Genomic DNA, 14,245 nt, shown 5'->3' on the forward strand with positions numbered 1-14,245 from the left:
GAATGTCAGTTCGAGCGCAGTCGAGAACGATTGTCAATCCAACCTATCAAAAAAGAATGCCAGTTGGAGCACAGTCGAGAACGATTATTAAATCCGTCAGCTTATTTGTTATTTGAATATGTCCAGGGAGTATCAATTTCAAGGCTGTCACTTCGAGCGCAGTCGAGAACGATTGTCAGTCCAACCTATCAAAAAAGAATGTCAGTTCGAGCGCAGTCGAGAACGATTGTCAGTTCGAGCGCAGTCGAGAACGTTGTCACTTCGAGCGCAGTCGAGAACAATGTCAGTCCGAGCGCAGTCGAGAACGATTGTCAGTTCGAGCGCAGTCCAGAACGATTGTCAGTTCGAGCGCAGTCGAGAACGATTGTCAGTTCGAGCGCAGTCGAGAACTAATTTTTAGAAACTAATCCCAATTAAAGCCCAAAAGCCTCCTTCACCTCATCAACCCTATCCAACTTCTCCCACGTAAACAGCTCCACTTCCCTTTCTATTTTTCCGTTATACGGACTTTCAAAAGTTTTCTTAATGGTCTTCGGGTTTCTTCCCATATGGCCATAAGCAGCGGTTTCGGAATAAATAGGATTTCTCAATTTTAATCTTCTTTCAATAGCCGCAGGTCGCATATCAAAAATCTGGGCAACTTTTTTGGCAATCTCTCCATCAGAAAGATCTACGTTGGAAGAGTTATAAGTATTTACCAAAATGGAAGTAGGCTCTACTACACCGATAGCATAGGAAACCTGAACCAAAATTTCATCGGCAACACCCGCCGCAACTAAATTTTTTGCAATATGTCTTGAAGCATAAGCGGCGCTTCTATCAACCTTGCTCGGGTCTTTTCCGCTAAACGCTCCTCCACCGTGGGCACCTTTACCGCCGTAAGTGTCAACAATAATTTTTCTTCCCGTTAAACCCGTATCGCCGTGAGGTCCGCCGATTACAAATTTTCCTGTTGGATTTATGTGATAAATTATATCATCATTGAACAATTTCTGAACATATTCCGGAAGTTGTTTCTTAACCCGAGGAATCAGAATTTCAATAATGTCCTTTTTGATTTTCTTCAACATCGGCTCATCTTCATCAAAATCGTCGTGCTGTGTGGAAACAACAATAGCCACAATTTTCTGAGGGATATTATCATCGCTATACTCAATGGTAACCTGGCTTTTTGAATCGGGACGCAAATATTTTATTTCATCTTCTTCTCTTCTTAGAGCCGCCAATTCGATCATTATTTTATGCGAAAGATCTAACGCCAAAGGCATATAATTTTCGGTTTCTTTAGTGGCGTACCCAAACATCATTCCTTGGTCTCCAGCACCTTGTTCTTCCTTGTTCTCGCGGTCAACACCTTGGTTTATATCTTGGGATTGTTCGTGGATGAGGGAAATGACTCCGCAAGAATCTCCACTAAATTTATAAGCGCCTTTGGTATAACCTATTTTATTGATAACATCACGAGCGATGTTCTGTACGTCGAGGTAAGTATTGCTTTTTACTTCTCCTGCCAGAACAACCTGTCCAGTGGTGACTAATGTTTCACAAGCAACTTTTGATTCAGGATCAAAAGCCAAAAAATTATCTAAAAGCGCATCGCTAATCTGATCCGCAACTTTATCTGGATGTCCTTCAGAAACACTTTCCGAAGTAAATAAATATGCCATATTCTAAATTTAAAATTTTATAAAACTAGTAAGGACGTAGGACAAAAAGATATAAGACGCAGGACCAAAATATGAATTATATTAATTTAAATTTATTTAGTCTTAAGTCGCATGGCTTAAAGTCTTAAGTCGTTTAAAGAAAGGATTTGACGAATAGGACCAAGGGAAGTTTTCACTGCCTTTAGCATTTTTTATTGAGGTTGCAATCAGTCAAATCTTTCCTCTAAATTTGTGTGGCACAAATGTAAAAAATTTAAATGAACCACGATTTTATTTAAAGTTTTTTGAATGGAAAGTAAACAATAAATTCTTTCTAAGGCTATATTTGAAACTATGGAATGGAATGCCTCCTATCTGTGGAATGAATTTTTAACTGGTTAGAAAATAATTATGAAAGTAACCCTTGAAAGAAAAAACGACAACTATCTTTTTGAAGCCACAGGCGCTTCCGGTGTTCCAGTTTATATAGACAACAAGGCCGATGAGCCATCCAAAGGTGCAAGCCCTATGGAATTATTATTAATGGGCTTGGGCGGTTGTAGCGCCATAGATGTGATAATGATCCTAAAGAAGCAACGTCAGGAAATCACTTCATATAAAATGGAAGTTGAAGGTCAGCGAAGGGAAGTTCGCAAAGCGAAACCTTTCGAATCTATTCACGTAAGGTTAATTCTCGAAGGTGAAATTGAAGAGACAAAAGCCATCCGAGCCGCACAGTTGAGCTTTGAGAAATACTGTTCAGTCTCAATAACTATGGAAGCCAGCGTTAAAATTACCTATAGTATTGTTCTTAATGGGAAGGAGATAAGCGTGTAATTTTTCAATTGTTCAAACTACCGTTTCGATTTGGGATTCTTTCTTTAGGATTGCTCTATCTTTGCTGGCGTTTTAAATAATATGAAGCCATCTCTTGCCGCATTTGCAGTCTTTCTTTTTGCGTTTCCACTTTTTTCCCAAGAGGAAGAAAAGAAACCTGTATCCCTTGAAGCTGATTTTTTCTACGGGAATATTTTGGAGCATAACCCCGCTATCCAACATTTAATTACGGGTCATCCTACTGGTTTTATTCTTTCATATAACCGGAAAACCTATGGCTTTAATGAATGGGAACGCAGATATAATTATCCGGATTGGGGTTTTTCGATGACCTATCAAAATTTGCACAATGAATATTTGGGAGATGCTCTGGGAGTGTATGGGCATATAAATTGGTATTTTTTGAATAGAAACCTGAGACTTCAGGTAGGTGAGGGAATCGCATATATGTTTAAACCTTACGATACAGATTCAAATTATTATAATAATGCCTACGGAAGTCACCTAGTAAGTTCCACATTTATTAAGGGAAGTTTTATTCGTGAAAATCTTTGGAAAGGGCTGGGCTTTAATGTGGGGCTTGCTTTTATCCACTATAGCAATGGCAATCTTAAAGCTCCGAATACAAGTACAAACACTATAGCATTAAATGCGGGAATAAACTATTTACTTGACTATAAGGAGTTCCCTGAATATATTGATAAAGAGGATTCCCTCAGTTCGAGTTACGCCCAGAAAATTGCTTATAATCTTGAATTCCGAGCGGGGATAAATGAAAGTGATGTTATCGGCTCTGGGCAGGAACCTTTTTATGAAGTTTCCTTTTATGCAGACAAGCGTTTAAATTACAAAAGCACCATACAAGTGGGAGCGGAGGTGTTTTTTTCCACGTTTTTAAAAGAAGTTATCAAATTTAGATCCATCGCCTATCCCGAAGATGGACTTACTGGAAAGGAAGATTACAAACGTGTTGGAGTATTTGTAGGTCACGAATTGCGTTTTAATAAAGTTGCTGCAATTACCCAATTGGGTTATTATGTGTATTGGCCATATGAATTTGAAAATAGGATCTACGTCCGTTTAGGTTTGAAACGTTATTTCTCTGACGACCGATTTTTTGCAACAGCATCTGTCCATTCGCATTGGGCCAAGGCCGAAGCGGTGGAATTTGGTTTAGGCGTAAGATTATAAACCCTGCATTCGGTATTATTATGAAAAATCTCATATATACATTTCTGCTTTTAGTGTTGGTTAGTTGTAGCCCTGACAAATTGGGAAATTGTTTTACAAGCTCGGGTGCAATAATTCAACGGGAAATTCCAGTTTCTTCTTTCAACAAAATCACAGCTTGGGATCGCACGCGTTTATTTATACAGCAAGGAGCCGAACATAAAGTAGTGGTGGAAACAGGGTCAAACCTTATTGAGGACGTAATCGTTTCTGTCGTTGACGGAAGATTGGAAATTCGGGATAACAATTCATGCAATTTGGTACGGGATTATGGAATTACAAAGATTTACGTCACTTCCCCCAATATTACCGAGATAAGAAGTAGTACGGGATATGCCATCGAAAGTATCGGTACATTAACCTTCCCGGAGCTATCACTTCTTTCTGAAGATTTTAATTCAGGAGAATATCACACAGATGGCGATTTTAAGTTCGATCTTAATGTTGGAAAATTGAATGTGGTAGCCAATGGTATGTCCAAATTTTATTTAAGTGGAAATGCTGAAAGCGCAAGTTTCGGGCTCTATGCGGGCGATTGTAGGATTTATTCAGAAAATCTTATTGTCCAGGATTTACAATTATTTCATCGCAGTTCAGGGCCAATGGTGGTAAACCCACATCAATCTATCAAAGGGAAAATTGTGAGTATTGGAAATGTTATTTGTAAAACCCGTCCATCAATTGTTGAAGTTGAGGAACTCTATAAGGGACGGCTGGTTTTCGAATAGGCTAAATTTTAAAGCTTTATTCTTTGGATTCTAATATTCTGGGCGTGACCCGATTGCTTCGTTCCTCGCAAGCGGGTAGGGCTATCCGCTACAAGTCCTCGCTCACTCGCTGTCGCTCGCTCGCTGTGGGCTTTCCGCTTCTATCCCTGCCCGCCGATTGGCGGGCCTCACGCAAGTTGATTTTGTGTTTTTTTATTGGTTTTACCGTATAAAGAAAAATATTGTTAAAATCTCAAAAGTTTTATTGCGATTATTGAAATATTAAGAAGTCAACTCCCCAAAGAGTTTCTCTAACGTGGTGTTTTTGTTGTGAAGCTGCAAAATCTTAAGTCCGTTATCGTGGGCAAAATCAAATACTTTTCCGCGCATATCCTGTTCCGTATCAAAGTATAATTGATAAACAAAGCCTATAGGATTTTCAATCCTTCCTATTTTTGGAAGTTGCTGCAGTGCAACTTCTTCCACCCGATAATCAAACTCTACCTCTATAATCTGCTGTTTGTTCTTTTTTAGATCATCTAGTTTTTTATCCAGAACGATTTCACCTTTATTGATAATTATTACGCGGTCGCAAATGGCTTCCACTTCCTGCATAATGTGTGTAGAAAGCAAAACGGTTTTTTCCCTCCCCACATTTTTTATCAATTTCCGGATTTCAATCAACTGATTGGGATCAAGACCGGTTGTAGGCTCATCCAGGATAAGAACTTCCGGATTGTGCAGAAGCGCACACGCCAATCCTACACGTTGCCTATATCCTTTGGAAAGTTGGCCGATCTTTTTATTTGCTTCGGAAGTCAATCCCGTTTTATCGATTATCTTTTCAACTTCGTCTTTGGATATTTTATAGATTCCAGCGTTAAAGAGAAGATATTCCCGCACAAACATTTCCAGATACAAGGGATTGTGCTCTGGTAAATATCCTACGCTTCTTTTAACTTCTATATCGTCCTTCCCAATCTCAAAACCATTTACCAAAGCAGTTCCTTCCGTAGGTGAAATATAAGTGGTCAAAATCTTCATCATAGTGGATTTCCCAGCTCCATTCGGACCTAAAAAACCAACGATTTCTCCTTTCTCAATTGAAAATGAAACATTGTTCAGCGCTTTTTGTTCGCCGTAGGTTTTAGTAATATTTTCTACTTTAATGGACATATTTTGAAGCTAACAAAACTACATAAATTTTCTTGCCAAGCAGATGGGGCAACCAACATTATATTTCCGAGTAAACATCGTTAGGGTGTGAGTTATTGTCCAAGTTCGCAAGGTTAAAGTCTAAAATCAGTTTTCATTATTCCTATATTTGCCCTTTAAAATTTGGTGTCATTTTGAGGATCATTGTGGTTTAAGTTCATAATAATCCTAATTCTGAGACTTTCCTTTCTGAAAAGAAATTTATGAAAAATAAAAAGGAATTTCGCAATTGGTTGGATGCCCTAGCATTGAATCATCCATTAGTAATTGCCGGACCTTGTAGTGCTGAAACGGAAGAGCAGTTATTGGAAATTGCGCATCAGCTAAAGGATAGCAAAGTATCTATTTTACGAGCTGGTATATGGAAGCCGAGAAGTCGCCCAGGTAATTTTGAAGGTGTGGGTGAATTGGGCTTAAAGTGGCTGCAAACAGCTAAAAAGGAAACCGGTTTATTAACTACCATTGAAGTAGCAAATGCAACCCACGTGGAATTGGCCCTAAAATACGATGTCGATATTTTATGGATAGGAGCACGGACCACTGTTTCTCCTTTTATAGTTCAGGAAATTGCCGAGGCCGTAAGAGGAACTGATAAAACAATCTTGGTTAAAAACCCCGTAAATCCCGATTTGGCATTATGGTTGGGAGCAGTGGAGCGGTTTTATGAAGTTGGTATTAATAAATTGGGCGTTATCCATCGCGGATTTTCTACTTACGAGAAAACGCGGTATCGAAATAATCCGGAATGGCAAATTCCCATTGACCTTCATAACCACTTTCCAGATTTACCTTTAATTCTTGATCCCTCCCATATTGCTGGAAGACGCGATATAATCTTTGACCTTTGCCAAACAGCGCTCGACCTGAATTATGACGGTTTGATGATAGAGACCCATAACAATCCTGATAAAGCGTGGAGCGATGCAGATCAACAGATTACTCCTTTGGCACTTAAAGAAATCCTCAGCGATCTAAAAGTTAGAAAAACGGAAGGAGACCAGATTGAATTCAGGAATCAATTAAGTACGCTACGTTCCCAAATAGATTTGATAGACGATCAGATTATGGATATGCTGGGGAAACGAATGAAAATAGTAGACAGTATTGGTGGAATGAAAAAAAAGAATAATGTTGCCATTCTGCAAGTAAAACGATGGAACCAAATTCTTGAAAGAATGATCGAGCTGGGCGGAGAATATACGCTGAGTGAAGATTTTGTATTGCGAATCTATAAGGCTATCCACCAAGAATCCATTAATCATCAGAAAAAGGTTATGGATGATTAGAACTAATTTCCTCTTCCTATTGGTCAGGATAAAACGAGGGAAAATTCCGAAATCTTGATTAGTTGAAAAGATGAGTTTATTTCTGGGTGGCAATATTCTAAAATAATTGATCCACTGACTCGTCATAAAAAAACCTCCGGAAGTGGAGGTTTATTGGCATCTTTTGCGATACTTTTTATAACTGGCATCCCATAAGAGATGTTGGGGACAAAAAGTCCGTCCATCACATCAATATGAATCCAATCTGCTTCACTATTGTTAATCATTTCTATATCACGTTGTAAATTGCAGAAATCTGCTGCAAGGAGGGAAGGATAAAAGCGAATTATTTATTCGAAAATTAAATTAAAAAAGGTTCCAATAAGGATTTTATATTCTTTGGGTAATTTTGATCGTGGTCGTATAGTGACAAATAGTTGTTTAATTGAGAAAATTCATTCCGATTTTGTAAAATGGAAAAGCCTGCCCTATAGTCCTTAAAAACTCGATTTTCAATAGGCTGATTTAGAACAGTAAGTATTTGGAAGTGTCTATTGTCTTTTTTTATACTATTAAACAGCTCCTCGAGTATATTTTCGTTTCCTTCCAATACTTGAAGAAAAAAATCTTGGTTTGATAAAAGAATTCCAGTAATGTTTTTTGGAGGATTGTGTTCTAAAATAAAGGAAAAAAGATCTTCTTGAACTTTATCGTTTAAAGCAGGGGCGTGCTTACTAATGTAGCAAATTGTATGATCCATAGTAAGGGCAAAGGTAGTTTAAAATATTTATTTTCAGGAATTGGGATAAAGAGCCTAATCTTGTAAGAAAAAACCTCCAACATAGGTAGGAGGTTTTCAATCTTTAGCCTAAATAGGTCATTAAAATTTTACTTCTAGAAGTATGTTTTAACCTACGGATAGCTTTTTCTTTTATCTGGCGTACACGCTCGCGGGTTAGGTCAAATGTTTCACCAATTTCTTCTAAGGTCATGGGATGTTGGTCGCCAAGACCAAAATATAGTCGAATAACATCTGCCTCTCGCGGCGTTAAAGTTTCCAGCGCACGCTCTATCTCGGTTCGAAGCGATTCATGCAATAGAAGACGATCAGGATTTGGAGATTCTCCACTTCTTAAAACGTCGTAAAGATTACTGTCTTCACCTTCAATCAATGGTGCGTCCATTGAAACGTGACGACCTGAGTTTTTCATCGATTCCTTAACGTCATTAATGGTCATATCCAGTTCTTTGGCGATCTCTTCGGCGGATGGTGGGCGCTCGTTTGCCTGCTCCAGATAAGCGTACATTTTGTTTATTTTGTTTATACTTCCAATTTTGTTCAGAGGCAAACGAACAATTCGGGATTGTTCTGCCAACGCCTGCAAAATGGATTGTCTTATCCACCATACAGCATAGGAAATAAATTTAAAGCCACGGGTTTCATCAAATCTCTGTGCAGCTTTAATCAGTCCAAGATTCCCTTCGTTTATAAGATCTGGAAGAGTAAGTCCCTGATTTTGATATTGCTTCGCTACCGACACGACAAATCGGAGATTAGCTTTGGTCAATTTTTCCAAAGCCATATGGTCACCCGCCTTAATGCGCTGAGCCAATTCCACTTCTTCGTCTGCGGTAATTAAGTCAACTTTTCCAATTTCCTGAAGATACTTGTCCAATGAAGCGGTCTCCCTATTGGTAACCTGCTTTGTGATTTTGAGTTGTCTCATTTAAAGATTGTCCTGTAGATTATGGTTTAACTTCTGTATTGGTTTATACGAAGAAATCTACAAAAGGTTACAGATGATTTTAAGTTTTTTTTAAGAATTCCTTTTTTAGAATCGTTATGGTTTTATCTTTTGAGAGAGACTATCGATTTTTTTAGCATTGATTGAATCCAAAGAGTTCTGTTTTCTAGACATTAGACTGTCAATTTTATTTTTGTCAGTAGTAACCATTTGCTTCTCATCCTCACTGTTGTAATAATAGTATTTTGTAGTAACAGTAAAATTTTGACCACCGCTATCATTAACTAGTTTGTCTTTTTTCGATTTGTTTCCGGAATCCTTGGTCTGGACAGAATGTGTTGTTTTTGGTGAATCCTCGGTTTCAATTTTCTCTAGACATTCTTCTGATAGCGTGATTTCCGAAAATATTTCCTCCTCTTTTTTAAAGTTCAACGAATCTTCTTTTGAAATCGGAATTGTAGTTTTATTGTGGTCTTTTCCGGATGAAGGATTCAATTTTGTGGTAATAGTCACATTTTGCTCTTCGGCTGGAAGATCTGTTTGTAAAAAATTTTCGTTGGCCACCAGAAATAACCCGATTGAAAGAAGAATTAAACCGCCAGCAATCCAATACAGATGATTTCTTTTTGTATATTTTTCGCTGTCCAAAGAGTGGTTTACCCTGTCCCAAAGTTTTTCGTTAGGACTGCTTTTTCCTCCGTCCAGTTTGCTTTCAATAAATGCTCCTATGTCTTTCTTTTTTCCCATTTTTTAATTTGTTTTTGGGTTAAGAGGTATGTTTGTTTTAAAGATTCTATCTCGTAAAATCACCTTTGCCCGATGGTAGTTTGATTTTGAAGTGCCTTCGGAAATATTTAATAGTGTTGCAATTTCTTTATGTGAAAAACCATCCATTTGATAAAGGTTAAAAACAAGTCGGTATTGATCCGGCAGTTCTTGAATGAGTTTTAATAATTGGTCAAGTGAGATAAAAGTGTCTTCCTCAATCTCGATGGTTTCTTCAAGGATGTCGTTGTTTATTTCAATACAAACAGGTTTTCGGGCTTTGTACTTATCTATTGCTTTATAGATTGTTATACCTTTCATCCAACCTTCAAAAGATCCTTTGTGCTTAAAAGTATTGATTTTCTGAAAAATGGTAATAAACGCATCGTGGAGATTATCTTCGGCATCAGCGTCATTCCTGCAATACTTTAAAGAGGTGAAAAACAAGATGTCTTTGTACTTCCTGAACAATTCATTTTGAGCTGTTCGGTTGTTCTTTATACATTGTTTTATTAGTTCTTTTTCAGTCAATTATTATATCTTTTGGATATTTTCAGAAAATCAGCATTTTATCGCCTTTAAAATTATGGTTATTGATGTCACCATTTCGCCCGTGGTTATATCATAAAATCTAACGTAAATAATTTGAGGGTTTAAAACGTTGTTGAACAATAAGTTGTCAATTGGGTTTATACCAGCATTCATATCTTCCTCACTCTCATAATAACTCCAAGATACAGATGAAGGATCTGAAATACCCGTAAAGGGAAAGAAGCAATCAAAATAACTTTCTAAGTCGAATATTGCAATGCCGGAACCTGATTCCGTTTCACATTCTTCAAAGAGAAACTTTCTACAAGACTCTAAACAGCTTTTCACGAGTAAAAAACGATCTGTACCATTTTTTATTTCCATTTGGGATTCATCAAAGTTCACTACTTTCCAGTCAAAGTTCCAATCCGAGCTTACTTCTTCATCCCCAGTAATAAAAATGTTTAAGTGTAATTTATTTTCTATAAAATAGGTTACCCATGTGCCACCAAAGGAATGGTCTTGAAAATTTAAACCCACATTTCCGGAAGAACTCACCTGAAAATAAGCCCCTTCATATTGATTATTTGGTCCATCCAAATGAGTTATTTTCCAAATACAGGAGGTCTCAGTGAGAATAGTTGTACAAGTGATTACGGTATCGGCTTCAACGCATTGGTCGAGTGCCGCCTTAAGTTCTTCATTGTTCCTTATTTCAAAAGGTTGTCCATTGTCCAGAATACTCGTTATTGGATAACTGAGGCTAATCGATTTTCCATCTTCCAGCCCTCCTAGAAAATCGCTAAACTCTAGGTCACTTCTTATTATTTGCTCTGCAACAATATCCATAGTCTCGTCATAAACAACCAATGTGAAGGCGTAATTAAAATCAATGCAGGTCAGTTCATTTTCAAAGCCATTGCCCGCCGCTCTTTGAATGAGATTATATAACTCCGAATCTACGGCAATTACCTTCGAAGGATCAGCTCTATCTATGGGCTCGTTTTCACAGGAAAACATAGAGATTAATAAAAGAAGAAGACTTATGTGCAAAATTTTCATGATGAATGGATTTAGGTGTTTATCTATAGTCTGGAAAATTTCGAAAGGTTGCGTGGGAGCTAATACGAATTGTATTATCTTCAATCTTAAGAAGCAACTTAATAGGATTATACTATGGGAAAAAGTTTTATTTTTTTTGGGACGTTGCTCTTGTTGGGCACATATGCGCTGAGCGCTCAGGAAGTCAATTCCAGACAGTTTGCTTATCGCTCATTCTCTATTAGCCCATTAGGTATATACGGCGGAGAAAATTCAGGAATTATAGTTAGTGCAGACGTGAGTTTTGATTACGGTAAGAATATTTTTAGTTTGGAAGGAGGTAGTGGCACTGAAGGTAATTTTTTTGGAAATAGCAGTGATTTTTATGAAATAAATTTGACGTATGGCCGCAGTTATCCCTTAAATGAAAACCTTTTTACTGATATTTTCATTGGTGCAGGATATTTTCACTATAATACTTATAACGGCAGAAATGGCGATACTTCCGAAAGCACGATCGGTTTTCCAATTGGAGCGAAATTTCAATATATGCTCGGCTCGCGCTTCTCAATGGGGCTCAAACTTGGTGCGAACATAAATTCTTTCCAAACCCTTGGAACGCTAGGTTTGGTATTACAATGGAACCGAAAAACGAATTAGGACGTTTAAATTTTTCCAATTGGAGACGAATGGATAGAATCTATTCCTGCCAAACTTCATTCCTGAAAAACCATTTATTAAAATAAAAAACGCCTTCTCCCATATAACTGGTTGAAGACGTTTTTATTAGTCTGAATTCTGAATTCTGAATTCTGAATTCCGAATTATTTAATCTCTCTTTCTATCTCTATCGCGGTTGTTGTCGCGGCCACGATTATCACGGTTGTCGCGTCCTCCTCGGTTATTGTCCCGTCCACCACTTCGGTTATCCTCACGTGGCGCACGTTCTTTATAGCCCTCAGGCTTTTGCATAAGAGCTTTCTTGGATACTTTCTCCTTACGGGTTCTAGGATCAATTCCAAAATACTTTACATCAAATACGTCGCCCATATGAACAACATCACTTACGTTTTCGGTTCGGTCCCAAGCCAATTCAGAAATATGGAGTAATACTTCATTTCCTGGAGCATCCAAAAATTCAACAACAGCTCCGAAATCGAGCATTTTTATAACTCTCACTTCATAGACACTATTCACTTCAGGTTTAAAAGTAAGAGAATCGATTTTCGCCATTACAGCATCAATTCCTTCTTGACCTGTTCCAAGTATTTCTACGATGCCCTCTTCTGTAACGGGATCTTCGTTGATGACAATAGTAGTTTTTGTATCCTTTTGAAGTTGTTGGATAACTTTTCCACCCGGTCCAATTAAGGCACCAATAAATTCGTTTGGAATTCTAACGGTAATCATTTTTGGAGCGTAAGGTTTCACATCTGCTTTTGGTTCAGCAATTGTGTCAACCAAAATATCGAGAATGTGAAGTCTTCCGGCAGCAGCTTGTTTTAAAGCATTTACCAAAATTTCGTAAGAAAGTCCTTTTACCTTAATATCCATTTGGCAGGCGGTAATGCCGTCTGCGGTTCCGGTTACTTTAAAGTCCATATCTCCCAAGTGATCTTCATCACCTAATATGTCAGAAAGTACGGCGTATTTTCCAGATTCACTATCGGAAATCAATCCCATAGCAATTCCAGAAACCGGTTTTTTCAATTGAACGCCAGCATCCATAAGCGCCATTGTTCCTGCGCAAACTGTTGCCATAGAAGAAGAGCCGTTAGATTCCAATACTTCTGAAACAACACGAACGGTATATGGACAATCTGAAGGTATCATTCCTTTAAGTGCTCTTTGAGCCAAGTTTCCGTGTCCTACTTCTCTACGTGAAGTTCCGCGAATTGGGCGAGCTTCTCCAGTGGAAAAAGGAGGGAAGTTGTAATGAAGGTAAAAAGTTTCCTCACCTTCATAAGATGGCATATCAATTTGGTTCGCTTCACGAGAAGTTCCCAAAGTTACCGTGGCCAATGCTTGAGTTTCCCCGCGTGTAAAGATTGCAGATCCGTGAACAGAAGGTAAATAATCAATTTCACACCATATTGGGCGAATTTCATCCGTTTTTCTTCCATCCAATCGCAAACCTTCATTTAAGGTAAGATCACGAACGGCGTCTTTTTCTGCCGAGTAATAATACTTTGAAATTAGGTCGCCATTTTCAGCTAATTCCTCTTCAGAGAAAGTTCCTTTTATTTCTTCTTTAATAGCTTCAAACGCATCTGTTCTTTCGTGTTTTGCCGATGCGGAATGAGCAATGGCATAAACTTTATCGTATGCCATCTCGTGAATTTTCTTTTTCAATTCCTCATCTTCGCGTTCAGGCTCGTATTCACGTACTTTTTTTCTTCCAACAGCATCGGCCAATCTCATCTGTGCCTCACACTGTTTTTTGATATGGTCGTGGGCAAATTTAATGGCGTCAACCATTTCTTCTTCAGAAATTTCTTTCATTTCTCCTTCCACCATCATCACGGAATCCATGGAAGCGCCGATTACCATATCGATGTCCGATTCTTCCAATTGTGCTCTTGACGGGTTGATGATAAACTCGCCATTGATTCTTCCCACACGGGCTTCAGAAATAGCACATTCAAAAGGAAAATCTGAAAGTTGAATCGCTGCAGAAGCTGCTAAACCTGCCATAGCATCTGGCATAACGTCTTCGTCGTGGCTCATCAACTGAATCATCACTTGTGTTTCAGCATGATAATCCTTTGGGAAAAGTGGGCGCAGAACACGATCCACTAAACGCATAGTTAATACCTCACCGTCGCTTGGTCTCGCTTCTCTTTTGAAGAAACCACCTGGATAGCGACCAGCCGCTGCAAATTTTTCGCGATAATCTACCGTTAAGGGCAGGAAATCCACGTCACTTTGTTGGTAGTTGGAAACTACCGTACAAAGCAGCATACATTTTCCAGATTGTACCACAACAGAACCATGGGCCTGTTTAGCCAGTTTTCCGGTTTCAAGGGTGATTTGTCTTCCATCACCTAGGTCAATGACCTCTTTAAATACTTTAGGTATCATTTGCTTGTTTTTCAATTGTGCACATGAAGTTATGTGCAGTTAATTTTGGTCAAAACCTGATTTTCAGGTCTAGTGTTGTTGTGTTGTTGTGGTTGACCAATGAAAAACCTTAGGTAGCTTTTCTGTGTTTCTCCGAGATCCCAACTTGGGTTCCAGAGAAATAAAAATGACAATAAAAAATG

General features: G+C 38.3%; 13 protein-coding genes and 1 pseudogene. 5 read left to right on the forward strand and 9 right to left on the reverse strand.

What is annotated here, in order from left to right; translation table 11 throughout:
- Positions 1-413: 413 nt before the first annotated feature.
- Positions 414-1,667: a methionine adenosyltransferase gene (gene metK, locus EI546_RS14410; RefSeq protein ID WP_128251200.1), complete on the reverse strand. Its 1,254-nt coding sequence runs from the start codon at positions 1,665-1,667 to the stop codon at positions 414-416.
- A gap of 390 nt (positions 1,668-2,057) precedes the next feature.
- Between metK and EI546_RS14415 the strand changes: the two genes are divergently transcribed.
- The 3 genes from EI546_RS14415 to EI546_RS14425 all read left to right on the forward strand — a co-directional run bounded on the left by EI546_RS14415 (position 2,058) and on the right by EI546_RS14425 (position 4,441).
- Positions 2,058-2,483 carry an OsmC family protein gene (locus EI546_RS14415; protein ID WP_128251201.1) on the forward strand — a complete coding sequence of 142 codons (426 nt, stop codon included), beginning with the start codon at positions 2,058-2,060 and terminating at the stop codon, positions 2,481-2,483.
- Positions 2,484-2,564: 81 nt separating this feature from the next.
- Positions 2,565-3,674 carry an acyloxyacyl hydrolase gene (locus EI546_RS14420; RefSeq protein ID WP_128251202.1) on the forward strand — a complete coding sequence of 370 codons (1,110 nt, stop codon included), beginning with the start codon at positions 2,565-2,567 and terminating at the stop codon, positions 3,672-3,674.
- Positions 3,675-3,694: 20 nt separating this feature from the next.
- The gene (locus EI546_RS14425) at positions 3,695-4,441 is read left to right on the forward strand and encodes a head GIN domain-containing protein (RefSeq protein ID WP_128251203.1); all 747 of its coding nucleotides are present in this window, start codon (positions 3,695-3,697) and stop codon (positions 4,439-4,441) included.
- Between the two features lie 261 nt (positions 4,442-4,702).
- On the opposite strand, the gene gldA is transcribed toward EI546_RS14425, so the two are convergent.
- Positions 4,703-5,596, reverse strand: a complete 894-nt coding sequence (gldA, locus tag EI546_RS14430) for a gliding motility-associated ABC transporter ATP-binding subunit GldA (protein ID WP_128251204.1) — start codon at positions 5,594-5,596, stop codon at positions 4,703-4,705.
- 242 nt (positions 5,597-5,838) lie between these two features.
- On the opposite strand from gldA, the gene EI546_RS14435 reads away from it, so the two are divergent.
- Positions 5,839-6,921 carry a bifunctional 3-deoxy-7-phosphoheptulonate synthase/chorismate mutase type II gene (locus EI546_RS14435; RefSeq protein ID WP_128251205.1) on the forward strand — a complete coding sequence of 361 codons (1,083 nt, stop codon included), beginning with the start codon at positions 5,839-5,841 and terminating at the stop codon, positions 6,919-6,921.
- A gap of 146 nt (positions 6,922-7,067) precedes the next feature.
- On the opposite strand, the pseudogene EI546_RS16540 reads toward EI546_RS14435, so the two are convergent.
- The 6 genes and pseudogenes from EI546_RS16540 to EI546_RS14465 form a co-directional block, all read right to left on the reverse strand.
- A pseudogene (locus EI546_RS16540) lies at positions 7,068-7,187 on the reverse strand (ribulose-phosphate 3-epimerase); the annotation flags it as partial.
- Between the two features lie 74 nt (positions 7,188-7,261).
- On the reverse strand, positions 7,262-7,660 hold the full coding sequence (locus EI546_RS14445) for a BLUF domain-containing protein (RefSeq protein WP_128251206.1): 399 nt from the start codon (positions 7,658-7,660) through the stop codon (positions 7,262-7,264).
- 103 nt (positions 7,661-7,763) lie between these two features.
- Complete coding sequence (locus EI546_RS14450) at positions 7,764-8,627, reverse strand: sigma-70 family RNA polymerase sigma factor (protein ID WP_128251207.1); 864 nt, start codon at positions 8,625-8,627, stop codon at positions 7,764-7,766.
- A gap of 114 nt (positions 8,628-8,741) precedes the next feature.
- Positions 8,742-9,392 carry a hypothetical protein gene (locus tag EI546_RS14455; RefSeq protein ID WP_128251208.1) on the reverse strand — a complete coding sequence of 217 codons (651 nt, stop codon included), beginning with the start codon at positions 9,390-9,392 and terminating at the stop codon, positions 8,742-8,744.
- Between the two features lie 3 nt (positions 9,393-9,395).
- Positions 9,396-9,941: an RNA polymerase sigma factor gene (locus tag EI546_RS14460; protein WP_128251209.1), complete on the reverse strand. Its 546-nt coding sequence runs from the start codon at positions 9,939-9,941 to the stop codon at positions 9,396-9,398.
- 30 nt (positions 9,942-9,971) lie between these two features.
- Positions 9,972-11,003 carry a hypothetical protein gene (locus tag EI546_RS14465; protein WP_128251210.1) on the reverse strand — a complete coding sequence of 344 codons (1,032 nt, stop codon included), beginning with the start codon at positions 11,001-11,003 and terminating at the stop codon, positions 9,972-9,974.
- Between the two features lie 114 nt (positions 11,004-11,117).
- Here EI546_RS14465 and EI546_RS14470 point away from each other — a divergent pair, with 114 nt between their 5' ends.
- Positions 11,118-11,642 (forward strand): hypothetical protein, encoded by a 525-nt coding sequence (locus tag EI546_RS14470; protein ID WP_128251211.1) that lies wholly within the window; start codon positions 11,118-11,120, stop codon positions 11,640-11,642.
- Positions 11,643-11,810: 168 nt separating this feature from the next.
- Here EI546_RS14470 and EI546_RS14475 read toward each other — a convergent pair whose 3' ends face one another.
- Positions 11,811-14,063: a polyribonucleotide nucleotidyltransferase gene (locus tag EI546_RS14475; RefSeq protein ID WP_128251212.1), complete on the reverse strand. Its 2,253-nt coding sequence runs from the start codon at positions 14,061-14,063 to the stop codon at positions 11,811-11,813.
- Positions 14,064-14,245: the final 182 nt, after the last annotated feature.

This window comes from Aequorivita sp. H23M31 (assembly GCF_004022485.1).
GTDB classification, from domain to species: domain Bacteria; phylum Bacteroidota; class Bacteroidia; order Flavobacteriales; family Flavobacteriaceae; genus Aequorivita; species Aequorivita ciconiae.

Coding starts and splice junctions, on each gene's coding strand:
- EI546_RS14455 (WP_128251208.1), bottom strand. CDS start 9,392: ATGGGAAAAAAGAAAGACATAGGAGCATTTATTGAAAGCAAACTGGAC.
- EI546_RS14445 (WP_128251206.1), bottom strand. CDS start 7,660: ATGGATCATACAATTTGCTACATTAGTAAGCACGCCCCTGCTTTAAAC.
- metK (WP_128251200.1), bottom strand. CDS start 1,667: ATGGCATATTTATTTACTTCGGAAAGTGTTTCTGAAGGACATCCAGAT.
- EI546_RS14475 (WP_128251212.1), bottom strand. CDS start 14,063: ATGATACCTAAAGTATTTAAAGAGGTCATTGACCTAGGTGATGGAAGA.
- EI546_RS14420 (WP_128251202.1), top strand. CDS start 2,565: ATGAAGCCATCTCTTGCCGCATTTGCAGTCTTTCTTTTTGCGTTTCCA.
- EI546_RS14470 (WP_128251211.1), top strand. CDS start 11,118: ATGGGAAAAAGTTTTATTTTTTTTGGGACGTTGCTCTTGTTGGGCACA.
- EI546_RS14425 (WP_128251203.1), top strand. CDS start 3,695: ATGAAAAATCTCATATATACATTTCTGCTTTTAGTGTTGGTTAGTTGT.
- EI546_RS14415 (WP_128251201.1), top strand. CDS start 2,058: ATGAAAGTAACCCTTGAAAGAAAAAACGACAACTATCTTTTTGAAGCC.
- EI546_RS14435 (WP_128251205.1), top strand. CDS start 5,839: ATGAAAAATAAAAAGGAATTTCGCAATTGGTTGGATGCCCTAGCATTG.
- EI546_RS14465 (WP_128251210.1), bottom strand. CDS start 11,003: ATGAAAATTTTGCACATAAGTCTTCTTCTTTTATTAATCTCTATGTTT.
- EI546_RS14450 (WP_128251207.1), bottom strand. CDS start 8,627: ATGAGACAACTCAAAATCACAAAGCAGGTTACCAATAGGGAGACCGCT.
- gldA (WP_128251204.1), bottom strand. CDS start 5,596: ATGTCCATTAAAGTAGAAAATATTACTAAAACCTACGGCGAACAAAAA.